Annotated in this window: 15 protein-coding genes; 10 read left to right on the plus strand and 5 right to left on the minus strand. The window is 36.0% G+C overall.

Annotation, left to right across the window (positions count from 1 at the left end):
* The first annotated feature begins 274 nt into the window (after positions 1-274).
* From JKA74_RS00325 to JKA74_RS00355, 7 genes are all read left to right on the plus strand, one after another.
* A complete protein-coding gene (locus tag JKA74_RS00325) occupies positions 275-3,406 on the plus strand; it encodes a SusC/RagA family TonB-linked outer membrane protein (RefSeq protein ID WP_201429156.1) in 3,132 nt (1,043 codons plus the stop codon).
* A gap of 21 nt (positions 3,407-3,427) precedes the next feature.
* Positions 3,428-4,879, plus strand: coding sequence for a SusD/RagB family nutrient-binding outer membrane lipoprotein (locus tag JKA74_RS00330; protein WP_201429157.1), 1,452 nt, complete (start codon positions 3,428-3,430; stop codon positions 4,877-4,879).
* A 16-nt stretch (positions 4,880-4,895) separates the two neighbouring features.
* Positions 4,896-5,732 carry a hypothetical protein gene (locus JKA74_RS00335; protein WP_201429158.1) on the plus strand — a complete coding sequence of 279 codons (837 nt, stop codon included), beginning with the start codon at positions 4,896-4,898 and terminating at the stop codon, positions 5,730-5,732.
* A 24-nt stretch (positions 5,733-5,756) separates the two neighbouring features.
* The gene (locus tag JKA74_RS00340; protein ID WP_201429159.1) at positions 5,757-6,557 is read left to right on the plus strand and encodes a hypothetical protein; all 801 of its coding nucleotides are present in this window, start codon (positions 5,757-5,759) and stop codon (positions 6,555-6,557) included.
* Between the two features lie 477 nt (positions 6,558-7,034).
* Positions 7,035-7,742 (plus strand): hypothetical protein, encoded by a 708-nt coding sequence (locus JKA74_RS00345; protein ID WP_201429160.1) that lies wholly within the window; start codon positions 7,035-7,037, stop codon positions 7,740-7,742.
* A gap of 5 nt (positions 7,743-7,747) precedes the next feature.
* Positions 7,748-11,455, plus strand: coding sequence for a T9SS type A sorting domain-containing protein (locus JKA74_RS00350; protein ID WP_201429161.1), 3,708 nt, complete (start codon positions 7,748-7,750; stop codon positions 11,453-11,455).
* Positions 11,455-11,871 carry a hypothetical protein gene (locus tag JKA74_RS00355; protein ID WP_201429162.1) on the plus strand — a complete coding sequence of 139 codons (417 nt, stop codon included), beginning with the start codon at positions 11,455-11,457 and terminating at the stop codon, positions 11,869-11,871. Before JKA74_RS00350 ends, JKA74_RS00355 begins: the two co-directional genes overlap by 1 nt.
* Here the strand turns inward: JKA74_RS00355 and rfaD are convergent.
* On the minus strand, positions 11,868-12,818 hold the full coding sequence (gene rfaD / locus JKA74_RS00360) for an ADP-glyceromanno-heptose 6-epimerase (RefSeq protein WP_201429163.1): 951 nt from the start codon (positions 12,816-12,818) through the stop codon (positions 11,868-11,870). The two genes, JKA74_RS00355 and rfaD, sit on opposite strands and share 4 nt — an antisense overlap.
* Before the next feature lie 90 nt (positions 12,819-12,908).
* Between rfaD and JKA74_RS00365 the strand changes: the two genes are divergently transcribed.
* From JKA74_RS00365 to JKA74_RS00375, 3 genes are all read left to right on the plus strand, one after another.
* The gene (locus tag JKA74_RS00365) at positions 12,909-13,337 is read left to right on the plus strand and encodes a 6-pyruvoyl trahydropterin synthase family protein (protein WP_201429164.1); all 429 of its coding nucleotides are present in this window, start codon (positions 12,909-12,911) and stop codon (positions 13,335-13,337) included.
* 47 nt (positions 13,338-13,384) lie between these two features.
* Positions 13,385-14,494, plus strand: a complete 1,110-nt coding sequence (gene dnaX, locus JKA74_RS00370) for a DNA polymerase III subunit gamma/tau (protein WP_201429165.1) — start codon at positions 13,385-13,387, stop codon at positions 14,492-14,494.
* Positions 14,495-14,739: 245 nt separating this feature from the next.
* Positions 14,740-15,102: a hypothetical protein gene (locus tag JKA74_RS00375; protein WP_201429166.1), complete on the plus strand. Its 363-nt coding sequence runs from the start codon at positions 14,740-14,742 to the stop codon at positions 15,100-15,102.
* 2 nt (positions 15,103-15,104) lie between these two features.
* Here JKA74_RS00375 and JKA74_RS00380 read toward each other — a convergent pair whose 3' ends face one another.
* From JKA74_RS00380 to JKA74_RS00395, 4 genes are all read right to left on the minus strand, one after another.
* Positions 15,105-16,043, minus strand: coding sequence for a DUF3078 domain-containing protein (locus tag JKA74_RS00380; protein WP_201429167.1), 939 nt, complete (start codon positions 16,041-16,043; stop codon positions 15,105-15,107).
* A 50-nt stretch (positions 16,044-16,093) separates the two neighbouring features.
* Positions 16,094-16,510, minus strand: a complete 417-nt coding sequence (locus JKA74_RS00385; protein WP_201429168.1) for a response regulator — start codon at positions 16,508-16,510, stop codon at positions 16,094-16,096.
* 168 nt (positions 16,511-16,678) lie between these two features.
* A complete protein-coding gene (locus tag JKA74_RS00390; RefSeq protein ID WP_201429169.1) occupies positions 16,679-18,649 on the minus strand; it encodes a LysM peptidoglycan-binding domain-containing protein in 1,971 nt (656 codons plus the stop codon).
* The gene (locus JKA74_RS00395) at positions 18,646-19,290 is read right to left on the minus strand and encodes an O-methyltransferase (protein ID WP_201429170.1); all 645 of its coding nucleotides are present in this window, start codon (positions 19,288-19,290) and stop codon (positions 18,646-18,648) included. The genes JKA74_RS00390 and JKA74_RS00395 overlap by 4 nt, the downstream gene beginning before the upstream one ends.

The raw sequence follows: 19,290 nt of genomic DNA on the forward strand, positions 1-19,290 counted from the left end.
GGGGAATGAGACGGTATTTGAGAGGATAATTATTAGATCTCACATTAACCCCATGAAGAAGCTGTTCCACATGAGTGAAATACTCCCAGTCTCTATTAAATTAATGAATATAATTAAACAGTTAATTAATTAAACAATAGTAATATTTTGCTGTAAAAGCATGAAATAGCTATCTAAATCAACTCGAAATTAATTTTATATAAATGTTTTGTTACGGTGAATTCTTTGTTAAGTTTGTCAATAGATAATTAATTTTAAACCTAAACAAATAAAAATGAAGAAGATTCTACTAACATGTCTCATGTTGGTGTTCGTGCTACATGCATGGGCACAGGATCGCACCGTAAGTGGTAAAGTGACCGATGCTGATACAGGCGAAGGCTTACCGGGTGTGAATGTGTTATTGAAAGGAACAAGTACAGGGGTTAATACTGACTTAGATGGAAATTACAAGATTTCCGTTCCTTCCGATGGTGGTACTTTGGTTTTTACCTTCATAGGAATGGCGAAAAGCGAAGTTTCAGTTGGCTCCAGATCTGTAATTGATGTACAGATGGAAACAGATGTTCAGCAATTGAGCGAAGTTGTTGTAACTGCTTTTGGATTAGAAAGGGAGAAGAAATCATTAGGGTATGCTGTTCAGGATGTGTCTGGAAGTGAAATTACTACTGCTCGAGAGACCAATGTGGTTAATTCCTTATCTGGAAAAATTGCAGGTGTGCAAATTACCAATGGATCAGGTGCTCCTGGATCATCATCAAGGGTTGTACTTAGAGGAGCTACGTCTTTGACAGGTAACAACCAACCATTATTTGTGGTGGATGGTATTCCAATCAACAATACTAATTATGGAAATGCAGGGCCATTTGGCGGTGCAGATGCACCAAATGGAGCGGCTGATATTAATCCGGATGATATTGAAACTATTTCAGTATTGAAAGGAGCTAACGCTGCTGCTTTGTATGGCTCAAGAGCTGCTAATGGTGTTATTTTAATCACTACTAAATCTGGAAAAAACACAAAAGGAATTGGTGTTGAAATCAATTCGAACATTACTTTCCAAAATCCATTAAGGTTACCTTCATACCAGAATTCTTATGGTGGAGGTTATGATAACACATATTATGAGTGGATTGATGGAACCAATGGAAGTGGTGGAGAAGATGAAAGTTGGGGGCCTGCATTGGATGCTGGTTTGAAGTTCAGACAATTCCAGGATTATCAAGGTGATGGCCAGTTTGGTGAACCAAGTGATTGGGTTTCAAGACCAAATAATGTTAGAGACTTTTTTGAAACAGGTGTAACTGCAACAAATAACGTTTCTTTAACAGGCGGAAATGAAACATCTAATTTTAGACTTTCAATGACCAACTTGAATCAAGATGGTATGGTTTATAACACGGATTTAGTAAGAAATACTATTGCAGGTAATGCGGGCGTTCAGTTAACTGATAAATTTAGAGCTGACTTCTCTGTGAATTACATTAAATCAGGAAGTGATAACCTTTCTGGTGGAGGATATGATAATAATAACCCAATGCAACAATTCACTTGGTTTCAAAGACAGGTTGATATTTCTGCACTGAAAGATTACAAAAATCTTCCAACGAATTCAGCAGCAACTTCTGCAAGATTTACTCCATTAAACTGGAATACAAACTTTAACAATAACCCGTACTGGGTATTGGATAATAATACGCAAAGCTTTGAGAAAAACAGATTGATTGGTAACATAAAATTACAATATGATTTTACTGATTGGTTGAGCTTGACAGCTAGAACAGGTACAGATTTCTTTACTGATTTACAGGAATCAAAAAGAGCTGTAAATTCAAATGATTTCCCGAATGGTTTTTATCAAGAGGTTGATAGAACCTGGTCTGAAACAAATTCTGACATAGTGTTGACATTTGACAAAAATATCATCGAGGATTTTGGCGTTTCGGTTAGTGTAGGAGGTAATTTACGTCAGGAGCAATATGATAGGAATACCCTAGAGGCTGGAGAATTGGAGATTCCTGAAGTGTATACAATTAGTAACTCTGCAATACCTGTTGTTGGAAATAATTATGAAGAGCAAAGGGAAATGCAAAGTGTTTACGGAACAGCTCAATTTCGTTTCAGAAACTACCTTTTCTTGGATTTAACAGCAAGAAATGACTGGTCAAGTACATTACCTGAAGGAAATAACTCTTACTTCTATCCCTCTGCTTCTTTAAGTGCAGTGATTTCTGATATGATAGAAATAGACAGAAATATATTAACTTTTGCTAAGGTAAGAGGTAGTTGGGCACAAGTAGGTTCCGATACTGACCCTTACAGATTGCAAGATGTTTTTGCCTTTAGAGATAGATGGGATGGTAGTATTAATCAAGCAACAGTAAGCAATACTCTATTAAATCCAAACTTACGTCCGGAATTAACTACTTCAATTGAGTTTGGAACTGATGTTAGATTCTTTAACGATAGATTAGGTTTGGATTTCACTTATTACGATACTAAAAGTGAAGATTTAATTGTTCAGGTTGATGTTTCAGGTGCTTCTGGTTGGACTTCTCAATTTGCCAATGTAGGTGAAATGACAACGAAAGGTATAGAGATTCAGTTGAATGCTACGCCTGTTCAAATTGGAGATTTCAGATGGGATATGAACCTTAATTATTCTACTTATGAAAATAAAGTAGTGAGCTTAGGTGGAGTTGATAATTTAAGATTAGGTGGACAATGGAACGTAGATGTTATGGCTATACCAGGTCAGCCATATCCAGCCTTATTTGGCCCTGATTACCAAAGAGACCCTAATGGAAATATTATTCACGGAGAGAATGGCTTACCTCAAAAAGATCAGACTAACAAAGTACTCGGTGATGCTGTTCCTGATTGGACAGGAGGATGGAATAACTCTTTTACCTACAAAGGAATCAACTTAAATGTTTTAGTTGACGCTAAAATTGGAGGAGAAATATATTCTATGACTAATGCATGGGGTAGATACGCAGGTATTTTAGAGGAAACTTTAAAAGGTAGAGAAAACGGAATTGTTGGTGAGGGTGTAATTGAAGTTTCAGAAGGTGTTTATGAAGAAAATAATGTTGTAGTACCTGCTTTGAATTATAATCATGCCGCCTTTGGTAACAATATTGCTGCAGGATCTGTTTTTGATGCTAGTTATGTGAAATTGCGTCAGATTACATTAGGTTATTCTTTACCTAAAGCATGGATACAAAATACGCCATTCAGAGGTGTGCAAGTTTCTGCTGTAGGTAGAAATCTTGCATTATTATATGCTAAAGCTCCACATATTGATCCTGAAACAGCATTTAATAATGGAAATGCCCAAGGGATTGAACATGCACAATTGCCTTCAGCAAGAAGTATAGGATTTAACGTAAATCTTAAATTTTAATTTACTCTAAAGATTTTAAAGATGAAGACAAATAAATATTTAAACATCGGTTTAAGCTTGGTGGCTTTAGTTTTTACAGCCACCTCTTGTACAGATGATTTTGAGGAAATAAACACAAATCCAAATGGTCCTATTTCAGTCCCATCTGATTTGTTGTTGACAAGTATACAGGAATCTACTGCAGATATACTTTATAACGCCCAAATTGGAGGCGATATGGGAGCATGCATCATACAACACTGGGGTAAGGTACAATATAATGATGAAGAGAGGTATGCTTTCAGGTCAGGTGTTATTAATAACATTTGGAATGGTTTTTATGCCGGAGGAATCAATGATGCTAAAGCTATGATTAGGTTGGCGGAAGAAGAAGAGAATGAAGTAAATCAAGGGGTTGGTAAAATTATGCAAGCCTATATCTATTCTTTATTAGTAGAAATGTACGGGCCAATCCCATTCTCTGAAGCACTTTTAGCAGATGAGGGAAATACAACCCCTGCTTATGATGATGAAGCTACAGTTTATAGTGGAATCATTGATTTGTATGATGAAGGTATAGCACTTTTAGACGGTTCAGGGTCAATTAATGAGACTCAGGATTTGATGTATGATGGAGATGTTGACCAATGGAAAAAGGCTGCTAATTCTTTGAAATTCAGAACGTTAATGAGAATTTCTGATGCATCTGTTGCAGGTGTTGATGTGGCTGCGGGTTTACAAAGTATTGTAAATAGTGGTGTTCATTTCACAAGCAATGCGGACAATGCTATATTGCCTTATACTGGTGTTAACCCTAATGCCAATCCTATTTGGAATACAATTGTATTTACAACTAGAAGTGAATATAAAATCAATCAAACAACTGTTCAATTATTAGAGGGATTGAATGATCCTAGATTAGCTGTTTATGCCCAACCTAATGATGGAGGTATTATCAGAGGTGTTGCTCCTGGTATTTTGAATCCTGTTCAAAATGGTTTTAGCTATGCGAATGTAAGTGCGTTAGGAACACAATTTCTTGCGGCTGACTTTCCTGCTACTTTTATGTCTTATTCTGAATTAAATTTTCTTTTAGCTGAGGCAGCAAAAAGAGGATTGATTAATGGAGGAGATGCAGCAGCTGAACAATTTTATAATGCAGGAATAACAGCTTCATTTGATACTTATGGTGTAGCTGGGGCTTCAAATTATATTAGCAATGAGGTAGCTTATGAAGCAGCCAATGCCTTAGAGCAAATTGGAACGCAAAACTATATCGCATTATATAGTCAGGGTGTAGAAGCTTGGACAGAATGGAGAAGAACAAAATTCCCTGCTTTATCTCCTGCAATTGATCCAATTGTAGGCACACAAATTCCTTCTCGATACACATATCCAACTGATGAGCAATCATTGAATTCAACTAATTATTCAGCTGGATCAAGTATGTTGGGAGGAGATGATTTGAGTACTAAGCTTATTTTTGTTAAATAATACTAAATAAATTATTATGAAAAATATATTATATGTTTTTTTACTTTCTGCAATTGTTTTTGCAGGATGTACCGAACCTGAGAATTTAGTTACAGGAACTGCTCAAGAAGGAGCATTCCTTAGCTTGAGTGGTTCTGGCTCATTAGCTGGTGCTCCGGCACCTGGTGTGGAACTGGAGGATGCTACTATTAGTTTTCAAGCAACTATACTTGATTACAATGTAAAAGTTTCTAGCGATGCTAGTGTAGTTGATGAATTAGTGGCTTATAAGTCCTTTGGGGGAGAGGTTGTAGAAATTTCTAGAACTTCTGCATCATCTGATGAAGGACTAAGTGTTAATTATGAAACTATAGGAGATTTTCTTTCTGGATTCAGTGGTGTGGCATCTAGTGACCTTCGTGTAGGTGATCAAATCAGTTTTTATACAGAAATAGTGATGAAAGATGGTAGAGTTTTGGTTGATAAAGAGGCAACTTTAAATATAAATGTTTCTTGTTTAGCTGATTTAACAGGTACCTATTTGGTAACCAATACTTGGTGTGCTCCTTCCTTTACGGTAGAAATTACCCAAAATGCAGATGGTTCTTATTATTTACCTGTTGCTGATGGTGGTGGGCTTTCAAAATGTACTGCTAATACAACGCTTCCTAATTACGGTTCAATAATTGAGCAATGTGGTGAAATCTTGCCAACTGATGAACTTCAATATGGTACTGGTGGATCTGGTAACGCAATTGGTGATATCACCGGTGGATCTTGGGATGCAGAGAATGGTATTATTACCTTGCAACATACTCAAGGCTTTACTGCTAACTGGCCATCAGAATGGGAATCTACCTACACCAGACAATAATCTTTAATTTTTAATTAAATGAACATGAAGTTAATAAATAAATTTAAATATGCATTATCAATATTAGGGGCAAGTTCCCTGATATTGATGTCTTGCGAACAGGATGAATTAACTGGTCTTTCTCCACTTAAAGCGACTAATCCAGGAGTATCAATATCTCCTGATCCGGGAAGTTTTTCGATGATTGAACAGGATACAACTATTGAAGTAACAATTACTTTAAGTGAAGCTCAAATAGTAGATGTTCCTTTTTACTTTACTCATACTTCAGAAGAAGGTGTTGACGGTGAGGATTTTGAAGTTCAAAGCGTTGTTGTTGAAAAGGGATCAACTGAAGGAGTAGGCTATATTACACTTATTGGTAGCGCAACCCCTCAAGGTAAGCGATCAATTTCTATAGCAATTGGAGATAATCAAGTTGCAAATACTAATTATACCCCCCAAACCTTTACCTGGGATGTGATTGATTATGATGCAAGTATCACTTGGGCTGATTGCGATACTGATATTGATTTATATTTAGTAACTTCGGGCACTGCAATTGATGGTTCTTTTACAGTTGATTGTGTTGAACCGGTTAATCTTGAAGGTTTACCAAATGGAGAATATGAATTATATGCGGAATATTGGGCTGGAGATGATTCAAAAGTTCATCCGGTAACAGTTGAGTTCTCTAATAATAATGGAGAAAATTACCTATATACTCAATCTGAGGATGATGCAATAAGTGTTGATAATCCATTTGCACTAATTGGAAGCGTTGTTGTAAATAATGGTTCTTATACAGCTTTTGATGGTGATGGTAATTCTTTAGGAGCAATGTAATTTAGTAATACAATAATATACATAATGTGATAAAAGGTGCAACCATTGGTTGCACCTTTTATTTGTTTAACCAACAATTACTTAATCAGCTGTAAGCTTTTTTATTGGATATAATTCCTCAGAATTAATTTTTTTAATTCCTCTCACGGTAATGAATCTGAGAGTAAAATCTACTACTTCTTATGAGCTTTTTCTTTTAATGATTAGAATATAAATTAATTAAAAACGCTTTTCGATTCACTACTTTTTAAGTCTGAATAATTTATTAATTTAGAAGAGGTTGTATGTGTTGGTTTTTATTAGTCTAAATAGTAGCTTAAGGGCTTATTATTTAATGACAACTTTTCAATTAGTTGGCATTATGTAAGTAGTTATTAAGTTTATATCTGTTCCCCTATATTGGGAAATTGTATTTATTTATGTACATTCGGAGCGTGCAATTGTTGTTTTAATTATTATTAAATTGTTAAACATTTTATGAAGAACTTATTGGTAGTTTTATTGATACTTATAATAGTAGTATCAAAATCCTATGCTCAATCTACAGTAGGCGGTATAGCTGGTAAAGGAATGGACATGCAAACGGTACCTGCGGGTTTCGTTTCTCAAATTGATTTGGCTGATTATTCTACTGAAGGCTCAGTTTATTTATTTGATGATTGGAAATATGGAGTGCTATATTTCACTAATAATCAAGAGTTTAAGTGTAACTTAAATGTGAATTTAGAAACAAGTAGTGTTGAAGTGCTTGTTGATAAATCGATTAAAGTTGCCTCTCCTAAATATTTAACTAAGATAGTTGTGTTTAATCATTTAGATACTTCAGATTATGTGTATGAAACACTGATGATTGATGAAAAAAAGATTGAAACTTATATATCCCCCCTTTTTGAGGGAGAGAATTTTTCAGTCTATAAGCAATTTGGTGTTCAACTTAAAGAATCAAATTATGTACCAGCTTTAGATATGGGAAGTAAGAAGGATAAATATATCTCAGACAACCATTTATTAATTAAAGGTGGTGACAACTTCTTTTATGTAAGAGGAGGTAAAAGAAAGTTTGCTTCTAATTTTCAACATTCAGATAAAATATTGAGTTTTATTAAGGAAACTGCCTTAAACCATAAAAACGAAAAAGATCTTGTGAAAATAGTAGAATATATAGATAATATTACCAATCAATAATAATTATGAAAATAAATTTTATCAAATCTTTAATAATAGCTTGCCTGGTTATTACAACAGGCACCTATTTATATACTAATTACTCTACTTCTACAGATGAAAGCATAAGAGTAGAAAAAGTATGGTCGTCAAAAAAGACCAAAGTGAAATCCGGAGAAGAGGCATTCATGAAACCCGATGGTTTTATTGAGTACTTTAATTCAATTTCAAAGGAAATTAACCAAACTGAGTCTGGCTATCAAAAGGGGTATCGTTTTAATGAGCTTTCAAAGTCATTAAAGAAGCAAGCGCAAGCAAGGACTAATGCTAATGTTCCAGCCGAATTTATTTCCCGTGGACCGGGGAACGTAGGTGGTAGAACAAGGGCAATAGCCGTTGATCCTGATGATAATACAAGCTGCACCTGGCTGGCCGGTGCTTCAAGTGGTGGGATCTGGAAAACTACTGATTGTGGTGAAACCTGGATCAATATTTCACCTGATTTACCAAACCTTTCTACTAATTCAATTGCACAGGCCTCTTCTAATCCTGATGTAATCTATGTGGGTACAGGAGAAGTGTTTGCAGGAAATACAACATTTGTAAGAGGTGATGGTATTTATAAAAGTACGGACAGAGGAGCTACATGGAGTTTGCTTTCTTCAACAGTAGATAATGCTGATTATATTTCTGTAAACAGAATTGCTGTTGATCCTACAGATGAAAATACTGTAGTGATTGCTACTAACAGTGGTATTTATAAGTCAACAGATGGAGGTGCAACATGGTCAGAAACTTATAGTGCTTCTTCAATTGGTTCAGTTCAGGATTTGCAAGTAGACCCATCGGATTACAATATTCAATATGCAGGTGTAAATAGCAATGGTATTTATAAATCTATCGATGCAGGTGACACCTGGACAAGATCTTCTGACGGAATTGCTGAAGGTGTAAGATTTGAAATTGCAGTGGCTCCAAGTGATCCTAATATTGTTTACACTTCAACTTTTTCAGGTGAAGAAACTGTTTTATACTATTCAGAGGATAAAGGAGAAAGTTGGATACTCGTTGGAGACCCTGATTATGATACTAATTTCTTAGGGGCACAAGGTTGGTATGACAATACTATTGCAGTAAACCCTTATAACCCTTATGAGGCATATGTGGGTGGTGTAAGCATCGGCAAGTATTTAGTTGACCCTAATAATATTGGTGAAACGGAAAGACAATTTATTGGAGTAGATATTGAAGGAACTAACTTTATAGAGTTTGTGAATTTTGGTGCAACTTACAACGCAGGTTCACTTAATATATCAGATGGAAGTAATAATCCTTCGGAAAATCCTGTTACAGTTGAAATTCGTTTTGGGGCAGATAATGTACAAAAAGCTCATAGGTTTACTGTACCCGAAGGTGCTACTTCCGGAGTGGCCATTGCAGATTATACTTATCAGGATTACATTGATGTGCCTTTTGAAGTGTGGGACATTGAAAATGATCGCCAATTAATGGTTTCTTTTCGTGACCAGGAAAATGATGGAGAGTTTAATCTTAATTCACGTAGTTCAACGGATGAAGATTTATCCGCAGCAAGAGAATACTTTTATGTTCATGATGTGGATTATGATGCATCAACTCCTAATAGTGATATTGCAATAGATGGTGGTGTTGAATTCGCAAATATGTATTACTTCTGGCCTGTATTGGCTGAAGAGGCTACATGGGATCCTGCTTCATTTGAAAATGCCATAATGAGAATTAATTATGGCTCGCAATTTCTGGCTCAAGCTACAGCAGTTGCTATTTATGATGCCTACGGTAATTATGAGGGACAAAATCAAAATACTGTTCACCCGGATCATCATCATTTGACTTTTGTTAAAATTGATGATGACAATGAAACTTTTATGATTATCAATGGTAATGATGGTGGTTTTAGTCTTTCAATGAATAACGGAGAAACAATGGATCAAATCACTGATGGTTATGTAACTTCTCAATTTTATGGTGCTGATAAAAAGCCGGGAGAAGACAAATATATTGGTGGTACACAGGATAATGGAACCTGGGTTTCCACCGGCACATCGGTTGATGAAACCAATGCTTATAATTTCGTGATAGGTGGAGATGGTTTTGAAGTGCTTTGGCATGCTACTGACACTGAGAAAGTGTTGGGAAGTATTTATAATAACAGAATCCAAAAGTCAACCAATGGAGGACAATCATTTTCAGCATCTGCAAATGGTATAACTTCCGGTGATGGTCCTTTTATTACAAGGCTTGCTGGTTCTGTTAGTTCTCCTGATGTGGTTTATGCTATTGGTGAAACTGGTGTTTATAAAAGTACCAATTTTGGAGGTAGCTGGACAATGAAGACCATTGATAATGAAACCTGGGGCGGAAATGCAAGTGCAAGCGATGTAGAGGTTTCTTTAGCTAATGACCAGATAGTGTGGGCAGGTGCCGGGATGGCAAGTAGCTTAAACTTTTTCGTTTCAACTGATGCAGGAGAGACCTATGAAGCGGTTAATAATTATACTTCAGATCCTAATGCTTATTCCACTGGGATATATACCCATCCAACGGAAGAAAATACAGCTTATGCATTGTTTTCCAGAGCTAACTTTCCTAAAATCTTAAAAACTACTGATTTAGGACAAACGTGGACGGACATCTCAGGCTTTGCTGAAGGAGGGAATGAAAGTACCAAAGGATTTCCTGATGTATTCGTTCATAGCCTTTTGGTAATGCCATTTGATACAGATATTATATGGGTAGGTACGGAAATTGGTTTGTACGAATCTTTAGATGGTGGTGAATCATGGAATATTAGAAATGATCTCCCTGCTGTGTCTATTTGGTCAATGAAAATTGTAGATGATCAGGTGGTACTGGGAACACATGGTAGAGGTATCTGGACAGCAACAATTGGAGAGTTAGCCATTGCTGGTTTAAAGGCTCAAACTTTCAACTATGTGGGTTATGGAGAGGCAGAATTGACGCTTGATTTACCAGTGGATTATTCTCAGGTAAAAGTATTGGTGAATGATGTTGAAGTTGAAACAATTGATAATCCGGTTGCAGGCAATTCTACTGTTATGTTAGAGAATTTTATTGAATTTGAGGGTGCTGACATCAAAATAGTAGGTACTTATGAAGGTGTGGATTATCAATCTAGTGTATTGAAAACAGAAGCTATAGATGCTACTCCTGAAATATTGGATTTCTCAGCAGCTAATGAAGGTGATAATTTCCCTGTGTCAATAGAATTGGAAAACAATGAGCCATTTGAAAAAGTTGAAGTGATTTTTGGTGATGAAGTTGTTTATACTGATACGCAATCACTTACCAAGTCTGATGTGTCAAGAGTAATTAATTTTGATTATGCTGAAGCAAACAGTAATAACGTACAGCTGAAAGCATATATTAATGATTTCGTATTCACGACTAATACAGTAAATATTGTTACTTCCAACAAACAGAAAAAATTGAATGCAGGCTTAAAGTTATACCCCAATCCTGCTGTTGATTTTGTGAACGTAACTGTTGAAGGAATGAATATTGTTGAACTCTCTGTTTACACTGCTAATGGACAGTTTGTGAAAAACCAAAGAGTGAAGCAGACAGAAAAACAAGCGCAGTTGAACATTGCAGACCTGAAACAAGGAATGTACCTGCTTCAGGTAAAAGATGCTAAAGGTGCTTTAAGAACAAAAAGGTTTATTAAGCAATAATGAGAAATATTATTTTAATTTTTTCATTGATAGTTGTTATCGGATGCAATAAAAAAGTTGCATCCGGCAATAGCTCCTCCGGTTATAGAGAGGTTGCTTATGAAGCCCTGGATATTCCGCAAATGCAGTTTACTGAGAATATTAGTAAGGATTATGTGCTAGGAACATTCCAAAATAGAGCGGATGTCCCAGGTTCTGAGCCATTAAAGTATATAGTAATTAAAATTGCTGATAACTCAGTAATTAAAAAAGGCTCTATACCCAATGGCTCGGTGAAATGGGCGGATGATTACCAGTTGGAGATTGTTGCTCCACCAGGTATGCCTGAAGGTAATGACAAAACCATTGCTGATTATACTTACAGGTTCGATGTAAAAAGTGGTAAGAAAATTCAACAAGCCACAATTTCAAATTAGAGTTTAATCTTTTTAATATAATCCTTAACCCCTTCCTCTAATGGAGTGAAGGGGTTTTTATATCCAATCCCTTTCAATTTCCTCATATCAGCTTCAGTAAAATATTGATATTTATCCCTAATATCGGCTGGGGTATCAATAAAGGAGATTTTTTCAGGCATATCCATTGATTTGAATACAGCTTTTACTAAATCAACGAAAGTACGCGCTGTACCACTTCCTAAATTATATATTCCTGAATTCTTTCTGTGGTGCATTAACCAAATCATCACATCCACTACGTCTTTTACATACACGAAATCTCGCATTTGCTCTCCATCCTTAAAATTCGGGTTGTGGGAACGGAAAAGTTTCATGGCTCCTGTTTCCTTAATTTGTTTATAAGCATGCATGATTACGCTTGCCATTCTACCTTTATGATATTCCCCAGGGCCGTATACATTAAAGAATTTTAAGCCAGCCCAGAAGAAAGGCTTCTCTTTTTGTTGTAAAGCCCATATATCAAATTCATTTTTAGAATCTCCATAAGCATTCAATGGCTTTAGTTGAGGAATTAAAGCTTCATCATCTTTGTAGCCCATTTCACCTAGTCCATAAGTGGCAGCAGAACTGGCATACACTAAAGGGATTTGCTTTCTGATACACAACTCCCATATTTTTTTGGTGTAATCTGTATTCAACTGATAAAGCAATTCGCGGTCAAACTCCGCTGTGTCTGTTCTGGCTCCAATATGAAATATAAATTCAATTTCTTCTTTTTGCTCTTCTATCCATTCAAAGAAATTATTTCTATCAACTTTTTGCGTAATCTTTAAACCCTCAATATTTTTATTTTTTAGGGAATTGTCGAACTTATCAACAGCAATGAGATGTTTAAAACCGTCTTCGTTGAGTCTTTTAATCAAGTTACTGGCTATAAATCCTGCTGCTCCGGTGACTATAATCATGGGTTATTTTTTTATGGTTAAGCTATTAGCACAAAACTATTTATATTAAATGAATAAACGTATATTTGCACCCTAAAAATTAAGGTTGACATGGTTTACGTTAATCGTAAAGAACATTTTAATGCAGCTCATAAACTTTTTAATCCGAACTGGACTAAAGAGAAAAATGAAGAAGTATTTGGCCCTTGTGCCAATGAAAACTGGCATGGGCATAACTTTGAGCTAATAGTTACAGTAAAAGGAACTCCGGATCCTGATACAGGATTTGTTGTGGACTTAAAAAAATTAAGCACTCTTATAAAGGAGGATGTTATTAATTTAGTGGACCATAAGAATCTAAACATAGATGTGCCTTTTCTGAAAGGAAAAATGGTGAGCTGTGAGATTATTATTTCCGAATTCTGGAAGATATTGGAGCCTAAAGTAGCTCAACTGCAAAAAGGAGCAAGCTTATACAAGCTTACCCTTTATGAAACGCCCAGAAATTATGTAGAGTATTTTGGAGAACAGGGGATTTAATTCATCTCTTTCTACTAAAATTATCCAGAGATTTTTAACTTGCAGTAATGGAAAACTTTGTAGTATCAGCCAGAAAATACAGACCAAAGGGTTTTGATGAAGTAGTGGGTCAAAAGCATATTACCACTACTCTTAAAAATGCTATTGATAACAATCATCTGGCTCAAGCTTTATTATTTTGTGGCCCAAGGGGAGTAGGTAAAACCACTTGTGCCAGGATACTTGCCCGTCTCATCAACAACTTTGATATAGATAATATGGAAGGTTCCTCTTCTATGAATATCTATGAATTGGATGCTGCTTCCAATAATTCGGTAGATGATGTAAGGAATTTAATTGACCAGGTGCGTGTACCTCCCCAGCATGGGAAATACAAAGTGTATATTATTGATGAGGTTCATATGCTTTCAAACCAGGCATTTAATGCTTTCTTGAAAACTTTGGAAGAGCCACCTTCTTATGCCATATTTATTTTGGCCACTACAGAAAAACACAAAGTTATTCCGACTATTCTCTCAAGATGTCAGATTTATGATTTTAACAGGATCCAGGTAGCTGATATTGCCAACCATTTGCTGGATATAGCCAATAGGGAGAAGATTGAAGCAGAAGATGCTGCTTTGCATCTGATAGCTCAGAAGGCTGATGGTGCTTTGCGTGATGCACTTTCAATCTTTGACTTAATTGTCACCTTCTCCCCGGATAATAAGATTACCTACCAAGCTACAATTGATAATCTGCATATTCTTGATTACGATTACTATTTTAAGGTAACGGCAGCATTAGTGGAAGAAAAAATTCCCCAGGCTTTACTATTATTTGATGAAATTTTAAAGAAAGGATTTGATGGACATAATTTCATTATTGGTTTGGCTGCTCATTTCCGCGATTTATTAGTTTGTAAAGATGAAGCAACCCTTGTGCTGTTGGAAGTTTCTGAACAAGTGAAACAACAGTACAAGGAGCAGGCTGGTATTGTTTCCACATCTTTTCTGCTGTCCGGATTGCACATCATTAACCAGTGCGATCAAAATTATAAAACAAGCAAGAATCCTCGTTTACATGTGGAACTGACTTTAATGAAGCTTGCCAAAATTAATAGCGCAGTGGATTTAGCACGCTCTAATGAAGAGTTTCTAAAAAAAAAAGTGAGTTAAATACAGAATCACAAGAGGAAGTAAAGAAGAAAGAAACCACGTCCCTGGCTGAAAGCCTCGGTCATAAAGCAACACAACCCAAACCATTAAGGCCAACTATTGAAATTCCCAAAGCTTCAGATGTAAAACCTTCTAAAACCATTATTAAGGAAGAGAAGCCTGTTGAGATTATCAGCACTAAAGAGGAAAGTAAAGTCGGTAAAGAGCAAGAAGAAAACAACTCTTCATTTGAAGAGCATGTTAATTTGCCTTTAAACGAGGATACTATTAAGGTAGAATTAAAGAACTTTCTGGCTAGAGAAAAAGGTAAAATAGGAGCCTTGGGTGCTAATGCTTTAACCAATAGTTTTGTCATTCAAGAAAACTTAATTACCCTGCAACTGACCAATCCGGTAGAAGTTGATGCAATTGAAACCATAAAAGCCGATCTGGTGACTTACTTGAGGGGTGTTTTTAAGAGAGAGTTACTGCAAATCAATTATGAAGTGAATGCTCAGAATGCCATAGAAAGACCATATACTCCTAAAGAGAAGTTCGATTCAATGGTTAAGAAAAATCCTATTCTAGGGAAGTTGAAAGATAAATTAGGACTGGATACAGATTTCTAATACTAAAATGAAAAAGCAAGGCCGATATTAATCACGCTTTTAAATTGTACTCCGGGAGCAAGTCTGCTTTCACCCGTCACTTCATTCACCACTATTTCTTTCGATTTGATATCCTCATCATAGATTAATTGGGTAGAGAAACTTGAAGTAAAGAATTTATTAATCTTGAAAGTAAAGGCAGTCTCCCAGTTTACATCTATTTCAGTGAGTTCTCCATAAGCAGAAAAGAGATTGAGGTTAGTGGTGAAGTCGATGTTTTCCATGACTTTAGTTTCTAAAGAAGAGGTAAAGTTCAGACCTCCTTGAAATCTGTAGGTTTCTCCCGGCTCAACCCCATAGGAACCAGCTGCAGAAAGTGAATCGTCTTGTACAAAGGTTGTTTTGGAAGAGAGTGGGGAGAAAGTAGCGGAGAACATTTTTTTGTAGCGGTAAGTAACACCTATATTGGCCAATAAAAAACCTGGGGCCATAAATCGGGAAATAACTACCTCCTCATCTTCTATTGTGTCTACACCTTTATAGAACTGTGTTCTGAAATCTACTAGTCCGGACACAAACATGTTATTTTTGATTTTCCTGCTGTACTTGGTTGTGAAAATGATGTTATCATCAGTCTTAACAAATGGCTGGTCTTCTTCTCCTTGTCTTAAAACACCGTAGGCCAAATCCAGCCTATTATCCCATACATCTTTGTTTTTTTGATAATTAGCCTTAAAGTTAGTTAATGCACCAATTGATATTGAGCTTTTACCACCACCGGACCAATTAGTTAAACTAACTTGTGAAAAGTTGATATTCAATTGAGCTCCTTTATTCCAATAAGTTGTATCAGTAGATATTGAGTCTACTGGTATTGTATTAACTACTATAGTGCTATCATTTTGGGCAGAAGTATTAAATGCCACAAAAAATATGGAAATGATAGATATGAATATTTTCATATTTACTCAATTTAGTTGAAATGTGAAATAATGGAGGAAACTGCTACGGTTTAATGCAAATCCAATGACCGGATTTCATTTAAGGCATTCTCAGTTAATGGCTTTGTAATGAATTTAATCACGTGATCATTATTAACAATTTTGTCAATATCCCTCTTATTGTCAGAACTCGAAAGGATAATTACTTTGCACTTGTCTCTAACTGTATCGGAAAATTTTTCAAATTCATACAGAAACACAAAGCCATCTACTATAGGCATATTGATATCCAGGAATATTATATTAGGCAGTTTATCCGGATTTTCCTTATTTTCTTCTAAGTAATCCAGGGCACTTTTACCCGAGTTTTTTATTTCAACGTATTTCGCGAATTCAGTTATTTCGATGATACGCTTGCTGATAAAATTATCAGTATCGTTGTCATCAACAAGCATCACTAAATCAACAGTTTTTGCAGCTGTTACCATGTAATTTCCACTTGATTCAATATTAAATACTTATTGTCTTGAGATATCTCTAAACATAAGTAAACTTTCTTTTATTTAAAACTAATTCTATATCAAAAATGAGATATTTTTGACTAGCAGGTACAAATGTAAGATAATGTAGCCAAGAATAAACGGTTTACTAACTAATTATTTCTTTTTTATCAGGATTACATCCCCCTCGCTCAACGAATAATCAGACTTCCCGTTCCACTCCATAATTTCTTTTAATGATGTCCCGTATTTCTTGGCCAACCCATACATTGTTTCTCCTGCCTGCACCCGGTGTTCAATTTGATTTAAGCTGTCATTGATATCTGTGTCTGTACTTAAATCATTTGTAGCCATGGGCTCTTCATCTTTGTTATTAGAAGTATTTTCAGTGATTTGATCATTGTATTTGTTTACACTTATCTTTTGACCAATGGAAAGTGTATCCCTGATGTTTAATTCATTAAATTCCAAAAGATCAGATATACGCATATTAAAGCGATTAGCAATAGAGAAAAATGTGTCTCCTTTTTTGATTTCATAGATCATTAATTCTTGCCGAACGGGTTTTTCTTCCTCTGATTCTAATTCATCATCAATAACTTCTTCGTTTTTTTCTTCTACATATGCAGCCTCGGGCAATTCTTCCACATCCATATTTTCATCAGGCAAGGCAATATTTTGCTCCGGGATATTTTGGGCAATAGGAGTTGAAATCTTTGAAGTGTCTTTTAATTCAGGTTTTAAGGTTTTTTCAGTCTCAATAATCTTTTCTGATATGGGTTGTTCTGCGGAAACCTGGTTTTTAGGCTCCGTTACTTCTTCCTTTGGAACTTGCTGGTATTCAACTGCTATTTTTTCAGGTCTGTTCAACCTCAGCCATAGAACCCTTCCTGGCTTAGGTTGGGCAGGGCTTTCCATTCTGTTTTTTCTGTAAAGTTTGTGGAGTTTTAATCCGTACTTTTGGCTTATTTCCCACATGTTTTCCCCAGCCATTACAGTATGATAATAGAATTTAGCGCGGTTCCTTTTTCTTTGCAGATAATAAATGCTCCCTGTATTTACATTTTGCCCGGGCGCCATATCATTGAATTTTCTGAATTTACTTTCGGAAATCCCCCCTGCTTCTGCTAAAGAGGAAACAGTATACCCCTGAGCTGCCAATATTCCCTTTCTTCCGTTTATTTTAACCTCATGAGGTGCGGTGGCTCTCGATTGATTAATGTCCCCCTCTACTAAAGGGAATTTTTTCTGCGCGGCAGTATTTACTTCTCCCGGAAGGGCTTTGTTTGGATTTCTACTCTCTTTTCTGCCTCTGTTTTCTGCAATTCCTGCATCCTCTAATGGAACAATTACGGCATAGGTTTTATCATCAGGAACAGCGCCTCTTTTAATCCATTTATTGTATTCCTGAATAAGATCTAAAGGGATGTCATATTCCTTTGCGATATCTTTTAGATGCATACCAGCTGCATCTGTTTTTTCAAAAAGAAAATAGGGGACTGTGGAAGAACCTAAAGCGTTTTCATATGCAATTTTATGTGCTAAAAATTTCTTTAGGTACCAGTATGTATTCTTAGTGATGGTAAGTTTCTTTTTACCGGAGTCTTTTTTGTCAATTAGCTTTTCAGCGCCATATCTTCCTGACTGATACGCTATTAATGAATGAGCCCAATTGTCAAAATAGGAATTGTGGCTCTTCAGGTAAGTGGCTGCAGCACGTGTTGATGCCACTATGTTGATTCGTTCATCAATGTGACGGTCAATTCTGAGGTCATTTTCCAAACCTGAAATTTCCTTGAATTGCCAGAATCCTACAGCATTGCTGCTGGAAACAGCATCCGAAACCAAGGCGCTTTCCTGTATTACCAGGTATTTGAAATCGTCAGGTAAGCCCTCTTCGGCAAAAATTCGCTCTATGATGGGCATATACATGTCCACTCTTTCCAGGTTTTTCTGAAAATACTTCTCACTACGGGTCATAGCATCCACATCGGATTGGATGTCCTTGATGGCATCATTTGTGAGCCGAAGGTCCAGGTCAGCAAACTGCATACGAGAGGGCACTTGCTGGGCATTGGCTACAAAACCAATCAGTACCAAAATCAATACAAAACTATGTCTTATCATTTTTTTCTTAATATCATGAGACCATCCCTGATAGGGAAAAGTACATTTTGAACACGATGATCTTCACTAACGAATTGATTAAATTCTAGTATGGCCTCAGTATCTTTATCTAATTTTTTTCTGTTTTTTTCCAATACCTTTCCACTCCACAACACATTGTCAATCAAAATATAAGCTCCTTTTCTGACTTGATCAATACAAAGTTTGTAATAGTTCAAATAATTGGATTTATCGGCATCAATAAATACCATATCCCATTCCAACTTTAAAGTGGGAATTACCTCTAGTGCATTGCCTTTTTTAAATTCAATGTTATGGGCGAAATCCGATTCCTTGAAATAACCCTCAACTCTTTCGGTCAATTCCTCATTTTTATCAATAGTAATTAATTTTCCATCACTTTGCATCCCTTCAGCCATACATAATGCCGAATAGCCTGTATAAGTGCCAATTTCCAGTATGTTTTTAGGTTGGATCATGTGGGAGATGATAGATAGTACCCGTCCTTGCAAATGACCACTGAGCATTCGTGGCTTTAAAACCTGGGTATGGGTTTCCCTGTTGATTTTTTGCAATAAGGGAATTTCTTCTTCTGTATGCTGCTCAATATATTTTTCTAATTCCGGATCGAGAAATTCCAT

The sequence above is a fragment of the Marivirga aurantiaca genome, from assembly GCF_016679925.1.
Taxonomy (GTDB): Bacteria; Bacteroidota; Bacteroidia; order Cytophagales; family Cyclobacteriaceae; genus Marivirga; species Marivirga aurantiaca.

Coding starts and splice junctions, on each gene's coding strand:
- JKA74_RS00340 (WP_201429159.1), top strand. CDS start 5,757: ATGAAGTTAATAAATAAATTTAAATATGCATTATCAATATTAGGGGCA.
- JKA74_RS00350 (WP_201429161.1), top strand. CDS start 7,748: ATGAAAATAAATTTTATCAAATCTTTAATAATAGCTTGCCTGGTTATT.
- JKA74_RS00355 (WP_201429162.1), top strand. CDS start 11,455: ATGAGAAATATTATTTTAATTTTTTCATTGATAGTTGTTATCGGATGC.
- rfaD (WP_201429163.1), bottom strand. CDS start 12,818: ATGATTATAGTCACCGGAGCAGCAGGATTTATAGCCAGTAACTTGATT.
- JKA74_RS00395 (WP_201429170.1), bottom strand. CDS start 19,290: ATGGAATTTCTCGATCCGGAATTAGAAAAATATATTGAGCAGCATACA.
- JKA74_RS00390 (WP_201429169.1), bottom strand. CDS start 18,649: ATGATAAGACATAGTTTTGTATTGATTTTGGTACTGATTGGTTTTGTA.
- JKA74_RS00335 (WP_201429158.1), top strand. CDS start 4,896: ATGAAAAATATATTATATGTTTTTTTACTTTCTGCAATTGTTTTTGCA.
- JKA74_RS00385 (WP_201429168.1), bottom strand. CDS start 16,510: ATGGTAACAGCTGCAAAAACTGTTGATTTAGTGATGCTTGTTGATGAC.
- dnaX (WP_201429165.1), top strand. CDS start 13,385: ATGGAAAACTTTGTAGTATCAGCCAGAAAATACAGACCAAAGGGTTTT.
- JKA74_RS00380 (WP_201429167.1), bottom strand. CDS start 16,043: ATGAAAATATTCATATCTATCATTTCCATATTTTTTGTGGCATTTAAT.
- JKA74_RS00330 (WP_201429157.1), top strand. CDS start 3,428: ATGAAGACAAATAAATATTTAAACATCGGTTTAAGCTTGGTGGCTTTA.
- JKA74_RS00365 (WP_201429164.1), top strand. CDS start 12,909: ATGGTTTACGTTAATCGTAAAGAACATTTTAATGCAGCTCATAAACTT.
- JKA74_RS00345 (WP_201429160.1), top strand. CDS start 7,035: ATGAAGAACTTATTGGTAGTTTTATTGATACTTATAATAGTAGTATCA.
- JKA74_RS00325 (WP_201429156.1), top strand. CDS start 275: ATGAAGAAGATTCTACTAACATGTCTCATGTTGGTGTTCGTGCTACAT.